The following is a 19,562-nucleotide window of genomic DNA, read 5'->3' as shown; positions in this document are numbered from 1 at the left end:
ATGTGAATTTTCAAAGTGGTTTTCCTAGTAGCCAGACAGCATCGGTCGCCACCCGTTTCAATTAACTGGTATAATATGACGTTTATTTTATCATAATACCAGATCCAAAAGACAAGCTGACGTTATGGTGCCGATGCTACCATATTGTAGTAATGACACAACTTGTGACGTCGACATGTACTTTGGACAACGTATAAATAGTTGAGCCGTTTTATGTCAGCCATACAAAATACCTCAAGCACAACCGTTTCTGAGTCTTTTAATACTCATCGCCCTTTAACACTTGCTGATGTCGAAAACCCTAGCACCAAGCATGTGATCGTTGGTATGTCAGGTGGGGTCGACTCTTCTGTATCAGCCGTATTACTTCAGCAGGCAGGCTTTAAGGTCGAAGGCTTGTTTATGAAGAACTGGGAAGAAGATGACGGCACCGAATATTGTACAGCGATGGATGATCTAGCAGACGCACAAGCCGTATGTGACAAAATCGGTATGAAGCTGCACACAGCCAACTTTGCTATGGAATATTGGGATCGTGTATTCGAGCATTTTTTAGCAGAATATAAAGCAGGACGTACCCCAAACCCTGATATCTTGTGCAACAAAGAAATCAAGTTTAAGGCGTTTTTAGACTATGCATTGACCCTTGGTGCTGATTATATCGCTACTGGTCACTATACGCGCCGCAGTGTGAACTACAAGAATGACGACGGTACTGAGGTTGCCCAGCTACTACGCGGGCTCGATAATAACAAAGACCAAAGTTACTTCTTGCATGCGGTTGGCGGCGATAAAATCGCTAAAACGCTATTCCCAGTCGGTGAGCTTGAAAAGCCAGTGGTACGTCAGATTGCTGAAGAACATGACCTAGCGACGGCTAAAAAGAAAGACTCTACGGGGATTTGCTTTATTGGTGAGCGCCGCTTTAAAGACTTCTTGCAGCAATACCTGCCTGCTCAAAAAGGCGAGATACTCACTGATGATAATAAAGTCATCGGTACTCATGACGGCCTCATGTATTACACACTGGGTCAACGCGGCGGCATCGGTATTGGCGGTGTCAAAGACCGTCCTGAAGAACCATGGTTTGTATTGGCAAAAGACTTAGAGAAAAATCGTTTAATCGTGGGTCAAGGTCATGAACATCCCATGCTAATGAGCAACGAGCTAAAAGCCTATAAGCTCGATTGGACAAATGGTCACGCCCCTGCAGATGTATTTAGTGATGAAGGTCTAGCCTGTGTGGCAAAGTCGCGCTATCGCCAGCCAGATCAAGCATGTCGTGTATTTGCGACCAATGCTGATGGCAGCGAAGTGCGCGTGGTATTTGATGAGCCACAGCGCGCTGTCACCCCAGGACAATCAGCGGTATTTTATATCGATGAAGTATGTCTGGGCGGCGGCGTGATTGAATCTATCGACGCACCTTGTGGATTTTAATTACTGCCTAAAACTACAACCTAAAGCATAGAGGTTAATGCAGTGAGTAATATAGTTTTAACGAGCTTTAACATCGCTTTATTTGCATAGACCGCTTTTTTAATATCATATTTCTGCTATATTACGCGCAACGATTTTGACGTCGTTTATTATATGGTAATTTTTTATCTCGACTCTTGCAGTTTTTTATTTCATAACTACTGAGGCATAACCATGACCCCACTTACCGCTCTCTCTCCAATTGATGGCCGTTACGCATCAAAGGCTGACAGCTTACGTCCTTATTTATCTGAATTTGGTCTAATCAAAGCCCGCGTCACGGTAGAGATTCGCTGGTTGCAGTCTTTAGCTGACAACAGCGCAATTGGTGAATTAGCAGCATTTGATGACCAGACCAACGCTTTTTTGAATGCAATCGTTGATAACTTTAGCGAAGTAGATGCTCAAGCTATCAAAGACATCGAAGCGACGACCAATCATGATGTAAAAGCGGTTGAGTACTTTATCAAAGACAAGTTCCGTGGTCAGGATGCCTTGATTGACTCACTTGAATTCATTCACTTTGCCTGTACCAGTGAAGACATCAATAACCTATCATATGCATTGATGCTAAAAGACAGCCGTGAGCTCGTCGTTGCCAAGATGCAGCAAGTGACTGACAGCATCGCTGAGTTGGCTATTGCTCATGCTGACCAATCAATGCTATCACGTACGCATGGTCAGACAGCCAGTCCAACAACGCTTGGTAAAGAGATGGCAAACGTGGCCTATCGCCTAGCTCGTCAAATCAAGCAAATCGGTCAAGTAGAGTTGTTAGGTAAGATTAATGGCGCCGTTGGTAACTACAATGCCCATTTTTCAGCATACCCTGACGTCGACTGGCAGACTCACGCTGAATCATTCATCAATCAGCGTTTAGAGCTAACATTTAATCCTTATACGACTCAGATTGAGCCGCACGATTATATCGCTGAGTTGTTTGATGCTGTTAAACGCTTCAATACAATCTTGATCGATTTCAACCGTGATATTTGGCAATATATTAGCTTAGGCTATTTCAAGCAGCGTCTAAAAGATGGTGAAGTTGGCTCTTCTACCATGCCACATAAAGTTAACCCCATTGATTTTGAAAACTCTGAAGGCAACTTAGGCGTTGCCAACGCTATGCTGGCACATTTGGGTGAAAAGCTACCAATTTCACGTATGCAGCGCGATTTATCAGACTCAACTGTATTACGTAATATCGGTGTCGGCCTAGCACAGAGCATGATTGCTTTTGATGCCTGTCTAAAAGGTGTTGGTAAACTTGAATTGAATGCACAACGTTTGAACGATGATTTGAATCAAGCGCAAGAAGTATTGGCAGAACCGATTCAAACCGTTATGCGTCGCTACCGTGTTGAAAATCCGTACGAGAAACTAAAAGCATTAACTCGTGGTAATGCCATGACTCGTGAAGCCATGCTAACGTTTGTCGAAAGCGATGAGCTATCGGCGGTTAGTGATGCGGATAAAGAACGCTTACGTGCTTTGACGCCTGCTACTTATATCGGTAATGCCGCTGAGCAAGCACGCGCTATTAAAGAATGGATTGCCAAGCTTTAATAACTGATAAGAGTATACTTGTAATAAGATCAGACTAGAGAGATAGAAGCGCATAGTATTATTTACTCGCTCCTATCTTGCTAGTAATTTTATCTTATTAAGGTGTTATCTCAATAAATAATAACCTTACTTTGAATACTATGACTGGTTTTGATTCAATTGCTTTTGATTCAAAACCCATAGTTGATAAGTAAGGTTTTATTTTTTATCATCATCGTCATCACTGTCGCCTGGTATGACTGCTTTACCCACAGCAACGGTTCCCTTGACCACGCCTTTAGTGGTTTTATAAGCGATTTTAGCAGGTACTGTGACGATTTTATGGACACAGGCTTGTAGTAAAAACACGCTAGCGATGATGACAACAAAATGTAGCTTTTTCATAATTTTCCTACGATTGAATGGATGCTCTGATGACAGCTATTATCTTGATAACCGTTATTGCTTAGATGCACCGTATAAACGTCACCAAAATAATAGACATCAAATAGATGACAATCTTAAACTATTAAAACCCTCCTATAAAGCATCCCTTATTATTAATCTTGTACGCAGCTAAAATATGGATTTATCAATGACTTCTATACCTCTTTGTTTGCCCGACTCTATGACACCTGAGCAATTTTTGACTGAATACTGGCAAAAAAAACCATTGCTTATTAAGCAAGGGTTGCCGCAGCTGGTTGATATGTTTGAGCCAGATGACATGATTGGCCTTGCGCTTGAAGAAGATGCGAGTGCACGACTACTGACTCAAGCAGCCAGTAAAAAAGAAGGTCAGGCGCAGTGGCAACTCAAAAAAAGTCCGCTAACTGAAACGGATTTTGAAAATCTACCAGAGCAATGGACCGTATTGGTACAAAACCTTGAGCAATGGTCTCCAGAGCTTGGTCAGTTGTGGCAAGCGTTTGACTTTATTCCGCAATGGCAGCGTGATGACATTATGGTATCTTACGCGCCAGCAGGTGGTTCGGTCGGTAAGCATTATGACGATTATGATGTGTTTTTGGCACAGGGATATGGTTCTAGACGTTGGCAGTTAGGAAAATTCTGTGACGAGCAGACAGAGTTTGTGGCTGATGAGCCTCTGCGCTTGTTTGACGATATGGGTGAGCTTATCTTTGATGAGATACTAGAAGCGGGTGACGTCCTTTATGTACCGCCTAAATTATCACATTTTGGTGTGGCGCAAGATGACTGTCTGACTTTTTCTTTTGGTTGCCGTCGCCCAAACCTCATGCAAATCATCGATAGTGTGGCCGATATTGCGACCAATGACAGCAAATTATTTATTCCGATGCTACTACCCCAAACGCTACAAGCATCAGGTAAATTACAAGCGGATAGTATTACGGCTATTAAAACTCAATTGCTAGAGATGCTACAATCTGATCGCGGTGACGATATGATTCGTCAAGCCGTCTCAGAAGTGGTGAGTAAACGCCAATATGATGCGCTAATGCCAGAAGAGACATTAGATACTGATGAACTCATGCAGGCGCTATCAGAAGGTGCTACATTGCAAGCCGACTATAGCAACCGCCTACTCTATAGTCAGACCGATAATAGCATCGTGCTATATGCCAATGGCCAACGTATTGATGGGCTTGATGAAGCTGCTATATCAGTATTAGTATGCTTGGCAAATGGTGAAACATTACAGCATAGTGACGTCACCGATGTCGATGTAGACGATTTGAGCGAATGGATAGAGAACGGTTGGGTATGGGTGGATATTGCTGAATAAAACTCTACAATCAAACTCCAGCTAGAGCCATAAATAAAAAAAACCGCTATCTGATAATTACTCAGATAGCGGTTTTTTCTTATACATTTTGTGCAATTACTAGATTGGTAATTATAGTATTACCAAACACCACTTAGCCTTTATAAAAGTTGATATAAAAGCCAAGCAGATTCGTAATTAATGTAACTCTTCTATTCTGTACCAAGCTCAAGCAAGCTCGCGTTACCACCAATTGCTGTGGTATTGATAGTCTTAACACGCTCAGTGACAAAACGGTGTAGATAATCAGGCGTTAGCATTTCTGACAAGCCTTCCATATCAGTGACACTAATAACTTGTGTCAAAATACCGTCAGTATTAGCAAGCTCTTGACTGATAGCTTGTACTTCGCTGCGGCTACCAGAAGCAGCCACTTGCGCTAGACGATCGATATACAATAGCGTGACCGTTTGCGAGTCGTTAGCCACACTCAATACATCTTCGCTGATACCTGTATCGTACAATATCTTGGCAGCTTCATTGCACATCTCATCTTGACTCGGGCAATGCAATATAACTTCATTACCTGTCAACAATGCCGCGATAAGCTGACCCAGTACTGCCATGGCTCTAGCAGATTCGCCACCGATGACCATCGTCTTACCACGACCAGTGACATACAAGTCATTAGACTCGCCCGTCGCACCCGTCAAACGATGCATCTCATCCAAGCTAGGCGCAGCGCTCAACAAATGGTTGAACAAACGCTTTGCTTTATTGGCATCACCAGTAAGCAGTGCCAGTTTTGGAATGGCTGCTTGTAAATACGTTGCGCGGTTGACTGCGCCAAGTAGTCGCCAAGATTCACAAACCTGGGCATGATTTTTTTTGAATTCAGTCGCCATGTTGCTACTCCTTATGCGAGTTCTGTTTGAGTGGTAGTTTGGGTTTCGGTCGCTGTCATGTGAGCCGCTGACTGTTCAGCGTTTACTGATTCTGAGCTAAGCTGCATTAAACGCGCGACATAGTGCGGGCCACCAGCTTTAGGGCCAGTACCAGATAGACCACAACCACCGAATGGCTGTACGTTTACAACCGCACCGATTTGGTTACGGTTGATATAAGTGTTACCGACAAAGGCACGGCGTTCGATATGCTCAACAGTATTCTCGATACGGCTATGAATACCTAACGTCAAACCAAAGCCTGTGTTGTTGATGGCGTCAATCAGCTTATTCAAATCACGCGCTTGATAACGCAGTACGTGTAGAATTGGGCCAAAATGCTCACCACCGATCACATCAATGCTATTCACTTCGATTGCTGTAGGCAATACAAAGGTAGATTTCTCTTGACTGACGACTGAGCTTGAGCTCATTGGCGTCTGTGCCAAAATAGTAGCGGTCGGCTCAGCACTCATACGTTCAATATGCGCCTCTAAACCCTGCTTGGCATCAGCATCGATGACTGGGCCTACATCTGTAGCAGCGTATAGCGGATTGCCGACAGATAGCTCAGCCATGTTACCTTGTAATAATTCGATTAAACCATCAGCCATCTCTTCTTGCACACACAATATGCGGCAAGCTGAACAACGCTGACCTGCTGAACCAAATGCTGAGAGTACTGCATCTTTAACAACTTGCTCTGGCAATGCCGTTGAATCAACGATCATCGCATTTTGACCGCCAGTCTCAGCGATAAAGACAGGCAGCTCACCACTGGTTTGTGCATGATCATTCAAGCTTTGGTTGATACGTTGTGCAGTTTGAGTAGAGCCTGTAAATATCACACCTGCAATATTGTCAGCAGCCGTCAAAGCCCCACCTACGTCGCCTGCACCAATCACTAACTGCAATGCTTCTGCTGGGATACCCGCTTGATACATTAACTGCGCACCAAAGTGTGCAACCAAACTGGTTTGTTCAGCAGGTTTGGCTACTACGGTATTACCTGCAGCAAGTGCAGCTACAATCTGTCCTGTATAGATTGCCAATGGGAAGTTCCATGGGCTGATACAAACGAAGGTGCCACGTGGTTTATATACTTGGCGAGACTGCTTGCCAGCCAAATCTGTAAACTCATGTACAACATCATCTAGACGCTCTGCCTCATCGGCATAAAAACGACAGAAATCAACAGCTTCCTTGATTTCATCGATACCGTCCTGCATGGTTTTACCCGCTTCAACTTGGCATAGTGCCATTAGCTCAGCGTAGTTTTCCTCATATAGTTCACCAATCTTGCGTAAGATTGCTGCACGCTCAGCAGCTGGCACATTTTGCCATACATCTTGACCAGCAACTGCAACGTCAATCGCTTGGCGAGCGACCTCAGCGTTAGCATAAGTTACTTCACCAGCACTAACTTCGTGATTCCAAGGCGCAAGTACAGTCTGCTTATCAAGTTGATGCGTTTGACCATCTACCTCATATGTATCAACAGCTTTACCATTAATGATAGAGGTTGCTGACCAAGTTTTGTTTAAATGACTGTCGATAGCTGCTTTGAAACGTAACCACTGCGACTCTACAAAGATATTTGGGCCAAAACTTGCACGACGCTCACCGTAAATCTCTAACGGCAACGGGATGTCTGTATTGTGCAATGTTTCATTACCAAGCAGCTTGTCATATGGATGCACCGTTAGCTTTTCAATTGGGTAAGACTTGTCTAGCAACTGATGAACAAATGAGCTATTAGCACCGTTTTCTAATAAGCGACGTACCAAGTACGGCAGCAAGTCTTTATGTGCACCCACCGGCGCATAGATACGTACAGGAATCTGATACGCTTGCAAAATATGATCATAAAGTGCATCACCCATACCATGCAGACGTTGGAACTCAAAGTCTCTATGCGCACTCATGGTAATGATTGACGCAAGTGTGTGCGCATTATGCGTCGCAAACTGTGGCCAGATTAGCCCGCGCAGATGGTCTGACAATAAGAAACGCGCACAAGCAAGATATGCCGTATCCGTACCTTCTTTGCGTGTCCAAACTGGATAGCCTGATAGACCTTTTTGCTGAGCAAGTTTGATCTCAGTATCCCAATAAGCGCCTTTTACTAGACGAAGTGGAATACGGTCACCGACTTCAGTAGACAAACGAGCAAGCCATCCTAATACAGCGATTGCGCGCTTAGAGTACCCTTGCACGACGATACCTAAACCATCCCAGCCCGCTGTCAAATTATCACGGTACAAAGACTCAAACAGTTTCAAAGAAACCTCAAGACGATCTGCTTCTTCAGCATCAATACTGATATCGACATTGACTTCACGTGCTGCCTCAATCAACAGCAGGCAGCGCTGACGCAATAGTCCCATTACCTGAGCTTCTTGCGTCGCTTCGTAGCGAGGATGCAGTGCTGATAATTTGATAGATACTGATGGCTTTGGCATGCCTTCTTTTACTTTGACGTTGGCAGTGGCTCTGATCGCATGTAGATAGTCGTTGAAATATTTTTCAGCGTCTTGGTGCGTAATAGCCGCCTCACCTAGCATATCAAATGAATAGGTATAGCCTCTATTACGATATGGCTGGCTGTTTTTATTAGCTTCCTCAATGGTCTCACCCAATACGAACTGATGGCCCATGATACGCATGGCTTTTTGCATCGCGCTACGAATGACAGGCTCGCCCATCTTTTTCGTCATACGATCCAAGAAACCTGATGCTGTCGTGCTACTGTCAATACTGACAACACGGCCAGTCATCATCATGCCCCAAGTAGAGGCATTAACCATAAAGCCATTGTCATTTTTAATGTGCTTTTTCCAGTCGGCTACACTCATTTTGTCATGAATCAGCGCATCAGCAGTATAATTGTCTGGTACACGAATCAGGGCTTCTGCTAAGCTCATCAGCAAGATACCTTCTTGGGTATCAAGGCTATATTCAAGCAATAATGAGTCAACCATCTTGACGGCTTTACCATCATTACGCACGTGCTCAACCAATTTGCGCGTTTGCTCAGCAGCAGCATCGCGTTCTTCTATACTAGGTTTGGCAAGTGGTAGCAACTCAGACAACCAGCGTTCTTCATCGACGCTATATAATGGCGAAACACGCTTATGTAACTCTTCTGCTGACTGGGCGAGATACTCAGGCGACAGCATGTCAACAGGATTAAACAAGATCGGCTCTTGCGGGGTAAACTGGTCTACTGGGTTCATAATAACTCCATAACTATCGTTTAAAAACCATAATAAATGGTGCTTTAGGAAGTCTGATCGTCCTGTATAACTGATCATAACCACTATCAAAAATAGTAGTTATTGACGGAGATTCACAGCAATAATCAAAAGACCAAACGGCGCCATCACAAAACTAGAAAATCCAGCATAAGCTGGAGACGGTTAAGTAGGTCGTTCGACTGTTAAACGGGCTACGTTAACAATACAAAGGCAACAACTGAAAGCTAAGCGGCATTAGTGCCTTCTTCTTGTTAGTAGTGAAAGGAGTGTGATGACCAAATATCGAATTATTGAACCGAAAATCACTCTAATAATCACAAATTTGTCATCTTTGATGATGCTAATTCACTGTAAGAAAAACCTCTACGGCGTTGATTGAGGTGATGCGCTTAACTTGGCTATAATATCATGAAAGTTTTTTTCCAACTAACGAAATTTATTATTTTCATAAATAAATATATATCTAAATAACAATAACTTACAACCATTTTATTCACGATAACACTTTGGTCACGTTTTTTTGTTTACTATTGTCGATTGTTTGTAATACCCATACCTATCACAACTGCTAAAAATACCAGCGCCAATATTAGAACTATCGGGCTACATCACTAACAAAAAAACCCTCTTTATCAATGAATGATAAAGAGGGTTTTTTATATACTAGTGCTTGTTTAAAATAACATCTCAGTCATTATCAGTTTTAGACACCATTAAACTAAGACAATTTTTGCCAATAGTACGAGGGTCAATAACCATACTGGAATGCTAATGTCAGAGAATTTACCTGTTAATGCCTTTGTTGCAGTATAAGTAATGAAGCCTAAAGCAATACCATCAGCGATAGAGTATGTCAGGGGCGTAAACAATAGTACAACCGCAACAGGTCCTGCCTGAGTCAAGTCAGACCACTCTACCTCTTTTAATGTACCCAACATCAGTACCGCAACGTAGAAAATCGCCCCTGCTGTGGCGTAAGCAGGAATCATGCTGGCTAAAGGAGCAAAGAAAATACTGAGTAAAAATAAAAGGCCAACAGTCACAGCGACCAATCCAGTACGACCACCTGCAGCAACCCCTGAAACACTTTCGATATAACTGGTCGTCGATGACGTACCAAAGAAAGTACCTGCTACTGTCGCCGTAGAATCAGCAAGCATGGCTTTACCCATATTTTTAACTTTACCGTCTTTATCAACCAACCCTGCCTGTTGAGTAGTTGCAATCAACGTACCTGCCGTATCGAACAAATCGACAAATAAGAAGGCGAAAATAATACTGATCATACTTACATCAAACGCGCCAGCAATATCAAGCTGCATAAGCGTAGGGGCTATAGATGGTGGCGCAGAGATAATACCTGTGAACTGAGTGTTGCCCGTTAATAAACTGACCAATGCCACAAATAAGATGCCAATGGTGACAGCACCTGGAATTTTCTTATAAGACAAAGCCATAATAACAATAAACCCTACCGCAGCCATCGCCGGAGAGAATGTTGTCATATCACCTAGACCAACCAAAGTGGCATCGTTATTAACGATAACCCCTGAACTTTGTAGTGCAATGAACGCTAGAAATGCGCCAATACCAGCAATCACACCTTGCTTGAGTGACACGGGAATAGAGTTGATGATCAACTCTCGAATCTTGAATAGGCTTAAAAGCACAAAGATACAACCAGACAAAAATACCGCACCAAGCGCTACTTGCCATGTGTAGCCCATACCAAGTACAACGCCATAAGTAAAGAAAGCGTTAAGACCCATACCAGGAGCCTGAGCAACAGGTAAACGAGCATAGAGGCCCATGATAAAGCACCCTATTGCCGCTGCTAGACAAGTCGCTACAAACACAGCTCCTTTGTCCATGCCTGCGTCGGCTAAGACGTTAGGGTTAACAAAGATAATATAGGCCATCGTCAAGAACGTGGTTATACCAGCGATGATTTCTGTTTTGATCGTGGTATTTTCACCATTAATCCCAAAATAGCGTTCAATTGCATTCATAAGTGTCGCCCCCGACTGGCTAATAAAAAGTCATCATTACCTAAAATTAAGCATGACCTCAGCAAAAAATAACGATGCCACAATAAGAATAATGCAGTAACAAAGCGTAACATATTAGACGAGTTATCTTACAAACTCAATCGTTGATAATGTCTATCTCGTACAAAGCTGAATTTTGAGAAGCTTTGAAACGACAGCATAGAAAAACGATATAAAGCCATATATAGTCGTATTGCTTTAGGCTATTCAAAAAACTACTTTCTACTCATTATTGAGATGGTATTCGGTTTGAGTCATAAATATTAGGCAATCACTGCTTGTTCTGTCATTATTCATGTTATTCAACTAACTACTGACTTAACCAATAGCAACCCAACTAAATAGTCATTTGACACATTAATAATGACCTTTTTCTCATTTAGAAGTAAACTAGGGGGCTATTATACCGATGCCTATATGACGATACTTATTGTTGAAGCTTTTTTCTCAGCACAGTTACAAATTTCTGGTGAAGAAAGCTACTACGTATTAAACAATAAAAAAATAAACAGTGTTTGTTTAAAGGTTGTCTGGTTTGGACGACACTATTCCAGCCAGCTGTTATCAATTATCCGTGAGTCCATTACATGCCTGAATCATTAAATATTGTCGATCTTATTACCCAAGCCAGTCTACTGGTGCAGATTGTAATGGCACTATTGTTATTAGCTTCTTTGCTCAGCTGGGTTATGATCTTTCGCATGAGTGCGCGACTTGGTACAGCCAAAAACTTTGATCAACAATTTGAGACTTGGTTTTGGTCAGGCGAAGACTTGGCTAAACTATATCAAGGCATCCAAGGCTCTCCTGATCGTCAGGGACTTGAGCAAATTTTTTATGTAGGCTTTTCAGAATACCTGAGAATGCATAAAAAGCGTCAACCTAAGGACGACATTATCGATGGTGTTGAACGCAAGTTACGCGTCGGTCTAGGACGCCAGCAGCAATTGCTAGAATCAGGGCTGACGACGCTAGCCAGTATCGGATCCGTTGCACCATATATTGGACTGTTCGGTACAGTGTGGGGCATCATGAATGCCTTTTTGGGACTGTCTCAAACTGAGCAAGCTACCCTCGCCTCGGTAGCGCCCGGTATCGCTGAAGCCCTGATTGCTACGGCTATGGGTTTGTTTGCGGCTATCCCTGCGGTATTGGCATACAATCATTTCACAGCAAAATCGAGCCAGTTATATGACTCACGTGCCTTATTTTGTGATGAAATGACAGGAATGCTACAACGTGAAACCAGCGTACAAGCGCCTATGAGTAAAGAAACCCAAGTTACTGCAGGTCAGGTGACAGGGCTATGAAACCAAACCCCTACGGTCGTGAAAAAAAAGCGCTCAATGCGGAAATGAACGTCGTTCCTTATATTGACGTCATGCTTGTACTATTGGTGATATTTATGGTGACAGCGCCGATGCTGATTACAGGTGTCGATGTCGATCTACCAAAAGAGCAAACCAATACCATGGGTCAAAGCCAATTACCTGTGATTGTTTCTTTGACTGACAGGGGTGATATCTTTATAAGCTATGAAAGCAATGTCGATGTGCCAGTAAGTGAGCCTGAGCTGATTAATACATTATCTAACCTACAGTCTCAAAACGACAATAATAACGCTGAGCCAGTACAGGTAATGATCAATGCGGATCAAAACAATCAGTACGGTGCCATTATGACGCTCATGGCAACCTTGCAACAAGCAGGTATTGAAAAAGTTGGGTTACTGACCGGTGCGCCTCTACCCACGCCTTCTTTATAGTGATGAGTGTCCCTTGATACACGCTTCAAATAATAATAGCTAATACTAGTAGTCAATCCGACAAACCACGTTCATGAGTATCCTTACCATGCATAATGCTCCTGCCGTCTATGTGCCTACCGAACCAGAAAGCAACGGGCTAACATTACCTACGTTGCTCAGCTTGCTGGCGCATGGTCTTATCATCGGCATATTGGTTTACAACTATCAAACCACTGAAGTTAAGACTGCTGGTAGTATTGAAACGGTCATGGTATCTCCTGAACAACTTGCTGAAATGCAAGAACAAATATTGGCCAACCGTGCAGCAGCCAATACGATGCCAATGAATAGTAGCACTAGCGACTCGTCTAGTAATGCCCAGCCACAGGTATCTAGTGTTAGTACGCAAACTACAAGCCAGACAACCTCTCAGCGTGTCCCTATATTTACACGATCTGAGGAGCCAGCTGGTCAACCCATACTGATGAGTGAAGACCATCAACAACATCTGCTTGAGCAAAATCAAGAATATGAGCGCAAAATGGCTGAGTGGGCAGCACAATTAGACGAGTCAGCTATGGAAGAGCTTGACCAAGTCGATCAAAGCAAACGTGATCAGCTCATAGAAGAACAAAAAAGGCTGGGAGAGTTTCGTCAAAAGCAAAACAATCCACCAAAAATAAAACGTCCCACTGCTAGCGATCGTAACATAGAGATTGATACCGACGGCTCTGGCAATGCAGGAAAAAACTTTAGCCTGTCAGATGGTCAGTCTACTGTGTCTGGTGACACATCAACCTCTAGTATATCCAAAGGTAGTAGTCGCTCTGCCTCAGGTGGTAGCCGCGGTGCCAGCAACAGTGAAATTATCAATTTAATCAAACGCAACTATACGCCGCCTACCGCCGCGCGAGGCTCTACCCAGCGCGCAACCTTGATTATCACTGTCAATGCCAATGGCGATGTAGTCAATGTGACAGTTTCCGGACCTGACAGTACGGTCAACGAAGCAGCAAAACAAGCAGTACTCAATATTGGTAGTCTCCCGATTGATGCTGATGACCCTAAATACCCAACTTTCACCATACAGTTTAAAGGCAGTAATTAATCAGTTGCTAGGTCTTTGTAAGATTGGTAACGTAACATTAGGCGGCTTGTCTCGCATAGGTCACTGCTCATCTAGATGCCTGTCTCATTAAGTACAAAAATGAATATCATACTAATTTTAGGAGCTCGATTTACTCATGCGTATCCATAACAAGTTACTAGTCTCATTACTAGCCAGCACTTCAGCATTAATAGCGTCGCAAAGCGTGCTTGCAGCACCTGTTGTATTAGAGTTGGACTATGAGATTCCTGTTCAACAAAACCAAGTCGCATTTGTATCGTTTGCAGGTGACTCTGTGTTATCACCGATTATATTAAATGACTTGAGTAAAACAGAGCTTAAAGTAACCAATCAAGATCTGCCGCAGCAGCCACATAGTAGTAAGGAGCTGACAGGTACCTTACCTGTTTGGCAAAGCATGGGTATACCGTATCTAGTCGTCGGCAGTACGCGTACCAATCGTGGCAAAATAGTCACTGATTATGAAGTCATCGATGTCAAATCTGGTCGTGTGATACAAGGTAAGCAAAGCCTAACCGCTGACAACAATAGAGAAAGTATGCGTTATGCTGGTCATGTTATCGCTGACAAAGTATACGAGCTGATTACTGGTACTCCAGGGGACTTCTCAGGGCGCATTGCTTACATTGAGGAAACAGGAACTGGCAAGCAAAAAATCTCTCGTCTTAAGGTGATGGATGCTGATGGCGAAAATGCGAGAACCATTACCGAAGTGGCGGGTTCTATTTTTTCACCAGCATGGTCACCTGATGGCAACCGTATCGCTTACTCAGTACAACGTGAAAAATCATATCCTGTTATCTACGTCCAAAACGTCAGTGGCGGCGGCGCAACTGCCCTGACACCTTTTTCAGGTAGCAACCTAAGTCCTTCATTTTCTCCTGATGGTAGCAAGATACTATTCTCTAGCAGCTTTGAAGGCAGTGCGGATATCTATGAGATGAGCGCTAGCGGCGGCACACCTAGAAGGCTCACCAATTTACCAAGCAGTGAAGTACAGCCAAGCTATGCACCAGACGGTAAATCTTTCGTGTTTGTCAGTGATAAAACTGGCTTTAACAAGCCGCAAGTTTATCGCTACGAGTTCGGCTTAGGACGCATCACTAAAGTATCAAACGGGGGTTATGCAACCAGTCCGCAATTTAGCAGTGACGGTACACAAATTGCATTTTTGAGTGGGCGCTCAGCGGCTATTATGAATAGTAATGGCGCTGTCACTACCAATCTTGGTAATACGGGTATCGACGAAGCACCAAGCTTCTCGCCAAATGGTAAACGCGTCGTCTACGCATCGACCCAAGGCGGCAAAGGCGTGCTGACCATCAAGTCTCTCAATGGTGGCGAGGCGTTTGGTAAGTCAGGACAAGGCGTTATTCGCTCACCAGTATGGTCATCAAGCCCTAAATAATCTGTCATCTATTAACGTAGCCATCTTGGGTGTCATGCAACAGGTATCAATTGTTAAACAAACGTTAGAAAGCCCCAATCATATTCATTATGATTGGGGCTTTTTTATGACAAAAAACAACGATTAAAGCAATAGTACAGCTTGACGCTGATTCACTTTCAATATGCGGCTCCTTTCGTTTTTGACCACTTAATGTTACTTAACCCTTCCTACTTCGTAACAAACCTGTAAACTCACTAGTACCAAAAAAAACATTGCAATGTCTTGTATTTTACCTATACCCTAAATAGACCTGACTAATTGGTCAGGTTGTACAAAAATTAGCCAACATATATTAGCTATTTTATTGTTCATCTTACAGACGGATGCTTACCCTCTATTGTCTACATCGATAAAACAGCAAGTCAAGGGTGGAGTTAAAACCTTTATCTCGTGATTTACCACATTGTCTGATATCTACAGTTAAGCGGGTGCTAAGCAGTTATTTTAGGAGGAAACCACCATGAGTGAAAACGTTCCAGAGAATACCGATTTACTGTATAGACTGCACGACCGTCCCGCCCCCATTAAAGCATTTTTAGGTGCTATACAGCACGTACTTGCAGCATTTGTAGGTATCATCACTCCTTCTCTTATCATAGGTGGCACATTAGGTTTAGGCGAGCATATTCCCTACCTGCTCAGTATGTCATTGATAGTATCTGGCGTTGCAACCTTTATTCAGACTCGTAAAGTAGGCCCTGTTGGCTCCGGTCTCATGGCGTTACAAGGCACCAGCTTTGGATTTTTGGCAGCAGTACTGACGGCAGGTTTTGTAGTAAAAAACCGCGGTGGTAGTCCTGAGGAGATCCTATCCGTTATCTTTGGCGTTTCATTTCTCGGAGCATTTGTTGAGATATTTTTAAGTCAGTTTATTACCAAACTCAAATCTTTTATGAGCCCAATTGTTACAGGCTGCGTGATTGTCACGATTGGTTTGTCATTAACTAAGGTAGGTTTGACTGACTTAGCTGGCGGATTTGGTGCTGAAGATTTTGGTAGTATTCCAAACTTATTGTTAGGCGGTAGTGTGCTGGTCAGCGTCATACTTATCAGTATTATCAATAATAAAGTTATCCGCTCAAGCGCTATCTTTATTGGTTTGATGTTTGGTCTTGTCGTTGCCGTACTTATGGGACGTATCGACTTTTCACTGGTTTCTGAAGCGGCTTTTTTTACGGTGCCGATCCCCTTTAAGTATGGCTTTGGTTTTGATTGGCAAGCTTTTATTCCTATTGCCTTTATGTACATCATTACCAGTATTGAAACCTCAGGCGATTTGACAGCTACCTCAATGATATCGGGTGAACCGATCAAAGGCCCTGTCTATGAAAAGCGGATCAAAGGCGGCGTACTAGGAGATGGTGTTAACTCTCTGATTGCTGCAGTATTTAACACCTTCCCTGTGACTACTTTTAGCCAAAACAACGGTGTGATCCAAATGACGGGGATTGCTAGTCGCTACGTGGGGTTTTATGTTGGTGGCCTTCTATGCCTAATGGGACTGTTCCCTGTCCTTGGTGCTGTTTTTACGCAACTACCTAAACCTGTCGTTGGAGGCGTAACGCTATTGATGTTTGCGACTGTAGCAACTGCTGGTATCCGTATCTTGTCTACCGTACAGTTTACTCATCGTAATGTCTTAATCATCGCCACCTCACTAGGTCTGGCAACGGGTATCGCCTTTGTTCCTGACGTGCTCTCTCAAACGCCGCAGTTTTTTCAGAATATCTTTGGCTCAGCGGTAACGATGGCAGGGATTGTGGCCATCACGCTTGATATGATTTTACCTAAAAATTACGGCGCTGAGTTCGATACCAAAGCGAAACATGCTGAAGACGGCTTAGAATCAACGCAAGAAGTAGCTTAAGACTAAACGCAAGCTAAGGCTGAGTATATCGAAGGATTTAGCCATAAATGAGGTGCGATAGATGCGCAGGTAGGAACAGTCTATGCACCTCGCTTATTAAATAGGCGCCTTGCCAACTAGGTACCTTGTCATCATTCAAGGCCACAACCTTTTAGAATAAAAGGCACTAGAAAGTCTGCCGCACGGGCTTCGTCTTCTGCATCATAAGCGGTCTTGTCCATTAGTCCAACGATTTCAATCTCAAATTCAGCATAACGCTGGGTAGTCGCCCAAATCAAAATCAGTAGCTGTAGAGGATCCGTAATCCCAATTTTGCCTTGCTTATACCACTCTTTCATTACCTTTGCTTTATCGTGTACCCACTCCTTCATCGTTGTGGACATAAATTCATGTAAATGTGGTGCACCGCCGATGACCTCAATGGCAAACAGTTTATGACGACTGGGATTGACAAAGGCTTGATGCAGCTTGGTACGGACAAATTTTTCGATAACTGTTTTTGGGTCGCTATCTACTGTCATGGTTACCAAGCCTTCGTTCCATTCTTGAATGATAGAGCGCAGCACTGCCATGTAGAGATTCTTTTTATTTTTAAAGTAATAGTGAACATTGGCTTTAGGTAAGCCTGCTCTGTCGGCAATGCCCTGCATCGTAGCACCGCGATAGCTTTGGAGCACGAACTCTTCTTCAGCTGCCGCTAAGATAAGCGCTTGATTCTGTGCGCGAATGGCTTGTTGGCTACGGTGCGAGGGTGTATCAGTCACTAGGGTATCTTCCTTTTGATGGTTTTGAGTCATAGCAGTGGTATCTTACTCTAAGGGGTAGGTTCGACAAAATAGTCACTATATTTCGCTGTGTATTCTTATATAAATACATAGGTTTGATCAGCATAACCTGTTAAATAAAAATATTTCGCACAAAACAGTTGACCAATTAGTCAGGTTTTAGCAAAATGGGAACTGCAAATCAAGCACGCCGTCATTAATCATTTCTTGTCAGACGTTTTGGACGGCTAAAATATCAGTGTTTCTTTAGCAAATCTGTTTCATATTGTCAGTTCACTATAATCTAGAGTTATGCAAAGCGTATACAAATACTAGTTCGGTCTGACTACGAACACATAGACTATCAGCTCTTAGTTTTAAGCAAATTAATAGCTGTTAGCTTAATCAAATAAGCCAAAGCACCGAAGCAACCTTTACTTATCAAGATTGCTGCCCATACTTAGAGGTTTATGCAAATAATCGTAAGGTATAAACCTCTATCAAATACTTATCGCCCAATGCAAATAATGGGCTGCCATATCAGAAAAGGATGTCATTGTGAGCTTAACCTTAGCGCAATTCAACACTCTATCTCAAGAAGAAGCCATCACCCAGCTGTTGACCTGCTGCACCAGTACCCAATGGGCACAAAATCTTGCTAACGCCCGCCCCTTTGCAGACTTGGATGCACTACTAAAAAGTAGCGACGCTATCTGGCACAAAGTACAAAATGACGAGGCTAACTTATTAGAAGCCTTTGATGGGCATCCACAAATCGGCAATGTGGCATCACTAAAAGAAAAGTATCGCAACACACAAAGTAGCGCTGCACATGAACAATCAGGCGCTAACGATGCAGCAGATGAGGTTCTCGAAGCACTTGCCAGAGGCAATCAAGATTATCTTGATAAATTTGGTTTTATTTTTATTGTCTTTGCGACAGGTAAAAGCGCACAGCAAATGCTCGACCTGCTATTAGCGCGCCTACCTAATGATCGTGTCACTGAACTAGCAAATGCAGCTACTGAGCAAAATAAAATCACGCGTTTGCGTTTAAACAAACTGCTAGGTAGTGCTTAGACGATTAAATAATAGTCGCAGAGTTAGACTAGTATTTTTACTCGATTTATATTTTTCACAAATTCAAAGGAAGCATTATGTCTGCCACCCTATCATCACATATCTTAGACACTCATCTTGGTAAACCTGCCGCTGATATCGCCGTTACCTTACACCGAGTACAAGACAACGGTGTTAGCAAGCTATTGGCACATGGGACAACCAATAGTGATGGCCGCGTCACACCAGACGCTTGGCAGTTTGATACAGCCATCGATAGCACAGAGCGTCAGCTAAATGTTGGTCGCTATACCGTGACGTTCGATACTCAATCTTATTTTGATGCGCAGCAGCTGACAGCATTTTATCCGCAAGTGGTTATCGACTTTGTGGTAAATGATGCCAGTCATTATCACGTGCCGCTCCTGCTTAGTGCACACGGTTATAGCACTTATCGCGGATCGTAAGTTTGGGGCTGTTTAGCTATCTGCTTTGTTATTAGTTTTCAAGAAATGCTATCAAAAGA

Annotated in this window: 15 protein-coding genes; 10 read left to right on the top strand and 5 right to left on the bottom strand. The window is 43.2% G+C overall.

The annotated features are described in order from the left end of the window. The first annotated feature begins 213 nt into the window (after positions 1-213). Both mnmA and purB read left to right on the top strand, forming a co-directional pair. Positions 214-1,440, top strand: a complete 1,227-nt coding sequence (gene mnmA / locus ACT3QR_RS01950; protein ID WP_444519708.1) for a tRNA 2-thiouridine(34) synthase MnmA — start codon at positions 214-216, stop codon at positions 1,438-1,440. A gap of 213 nt (positions 1,441-1,653) precedes the next feature. Next, on the top strand, positions 1,654-3,045 hold the full coding sequence (gene purB, locus ACT3QR_RS01945) for an adenylosuccinate lyase (RefSeq protein ID WP_444519707.1): 1,392 nt from the start codon (positions 1,654-1,656) through the stop codon (positions 3,043-3,045). Between the two features lie 198 nt (positions 3,046-3,243). On the opposite strand, the gene ACT3QR_RS01940 is transcribed toward purB, so the two are convergent. Next, on the bottom strand, positions 3,244-3,429 hold the full coding sequence (locus ACT3QR_RS01940; RefSeq protein ID WP_444519706.1) for an NF038104 family lipoprotein: 186 nt from the start codon (positions 3,427-3,429) through the stop codon (positions 3,244-3,246). 190 nt (positions 3,430-3,619) lie between these two features. On the opposite strand from ACT3QR_RS01940, the gene ACT3QR_RS01935 reads away from it, so the two are divergent. Beyond that, on the top strand, positions 3,620-4,792 hold the full coding sequence (locus ACT3QR_RS01935; RefSeq protein WP_444519705.1) for a JmjC domain-containing protein: 1,173 nt from the start codon (positions 3,620-3,622) through the stop codon (positions 4,790-4,792). A gap of 191 nt (positions 4,793-4,983) precedes the next feature. Here the strand turns inward: ACT3QR_RS01935 and ACT3QR_RS01930 are convergent, their stop codons facing one another. From ACT3QR_RS01930 to ACT3QR_RS01920, 3 genes are all read right to left on the bottom strand, one after another. Continuing rightward, positions 4,984-5,676, bottom strand: a complete 693-nt coding sequence (locus tag ACT3QR_RS01930; protein WP_444519704.1) for a 1-pyrroline-5-carboxylate dehydrogenase — start codon at positions 5,674-5,676, stop codon at positions 4,984-4,986. Positions 5,677-5,687: 11 nt separating this feature from the next. Then, positions 5,688-8,951: a bifunctional proline dehydrogenase/L-glutamate gamma-semialdehyde dehydrogenase PutA gene (gene putA / locus ACT3QR_RS01925; protein ID WP_444519703.1), complete on the bottom strand. Its 3,264-nt coding sequence runs from the start codon at positions 8,949-8,951 to the stop codon at positions 5,688-5,690. A gap of 734 nt (positions 8,952-9,685) precedes the next feature. Further along, the gene (locus ACT3QR_RS01920) at positions 9,686-10,981 is read right to left on the bottom strand and encodes an NCS2 family permease (RefSeq protein WP_444519702.1); all 1,296 of its coding nucleotides are present in this window, start codon (positions 10,979-10,981) and stop codon (positions 9,686-9,688) included. 626 nt (positions 10,982-11,607) lie between these two features. On the opposite strand from ACT3QR_RS01920, the gene tolQ reads away from it, so the two are divergent. The 5 genes from tolQ (at position 11,608) to ACT3QR_RS01895 (ending at position 17,213) form a co-directional block, all read left to right on the top strand. After that, positions 11,608-12,330, top strand: a complete 723-nt coding sequence (gene tolQ, locus ACT3QR_RS01915; RefSeq protein ID WP_444519701.1) for a protein TolQ — start codon at positions 11,608-11,610, stop codon at positions 12,328-12,330. Then, positions 12,327-12,785 (top strand): protein TolR, encoded by a 459-nt coding sequence (gene tolR / locus ACT3QR_RS01910; RefSeq protein WP_444519700.1) that lies wholly within the window; start codon positions 12,327-12,329, stop codon positions 12,783-12,785. The genes tolQ and tolR overlap by 4 nt, the downstream gene beginning before the upstream one ends. Before the next feature lie 73 nt (positions 12,786-12,858). Continuing rightward, positions 12,859-13,875, top strand: a complete 1,017-nt coding sequence (locus ACT3QR_RS01905) for a cell envelope integrity protein TolA (protein ID WP_444519699.1) — start codon at positions 12,859-12,861, stop codon at positions 13,873-13,875. A gap of 136 nt (positions 13,876-14,011) precedes the next feature. After that, positions 14,012-15,304, top strand: a complete 1,293-nt coding sequence (locus ACT3QR_RS01900) for a translocation protein TolB (protein WP_444519698.1) — start codon at positions 14,012-14,014, stop codon at positions 15,302-15,304. Positions 15,305-15,806: 502 nt separating this feature from the next. Beyond that, the gene (locus ACT3QR_RS01895) at positions 15,807-17,213 is read left to right on the top strand and encodes a nucleobase:cation symporter-2 family protein (RefSeq protein ID WP_444519697.1); all 1,407 of its coding nucleotides are present in this window, start codon (positions 15,807-15,809) and stop codon (positions 17,211-17,213) included. 131 nt (positions 17,214-17,344) lie between these two features. Here the strand turns inward: ACT3QR_RS01895 and ACT3QR_RS01890 are convergent, their stop codons facing one another. Then, entirely contained in the window at positions 17,345-18,010 is a 666-nt protein-coding gene (locus tag ACT3QR_RS01890; RefSeq protein ID WP_444519696.1) for a TetR/AcrR family transcriptional regulator, read from the bottom strand. Positions 18,011-18,535: 525 nt separating this feature from the next. On the opposite strand from ACT3QR_RS01890, the gene uraD reads away from it, so the two are divergent. Further along, entirely contained in the window at positions 18,536-19,057 is a 522-nt protein-coding gene (gene uraD / locus ACT3QR_RS01885) for a 2-oxo-4-hydroxy-4-carboxy-5-ureidoimidazoline decarboxylase (protein ID WP_444519695.1), read from the top strand. A gap of 77 nt (positions 19,058-19,134) precedes the next feature. Beyond that, on the top strand, positions 19,135-19,503 hold the full coding sequence (gene uraH, locus ACT3QR_RS01880; protein WP_444519694.1) for a hydroxyisourate hydrolase: 369 nt from the start codon (positions 19,135-19,137) through the stop codon (positions 19,501-19,503). Positions 19,504-19,562 lie beyond the last annotated feature (59 nt).

It is taken from the genome of Psychrobacter sp. AOP7-B1-25 (assembly GCF_052376195.1).
Lineage (GTDB): Bacteria > Pseudomonadota > Gammaproteobacteria > Pseudomonadales > Moraxellaceae > Psychrobacter.
The sequence above is the reverse complement of the archived record's forward strand: the minus strand, read 5'-3'. Positions and strand labels throughout refer to the sequence as shown.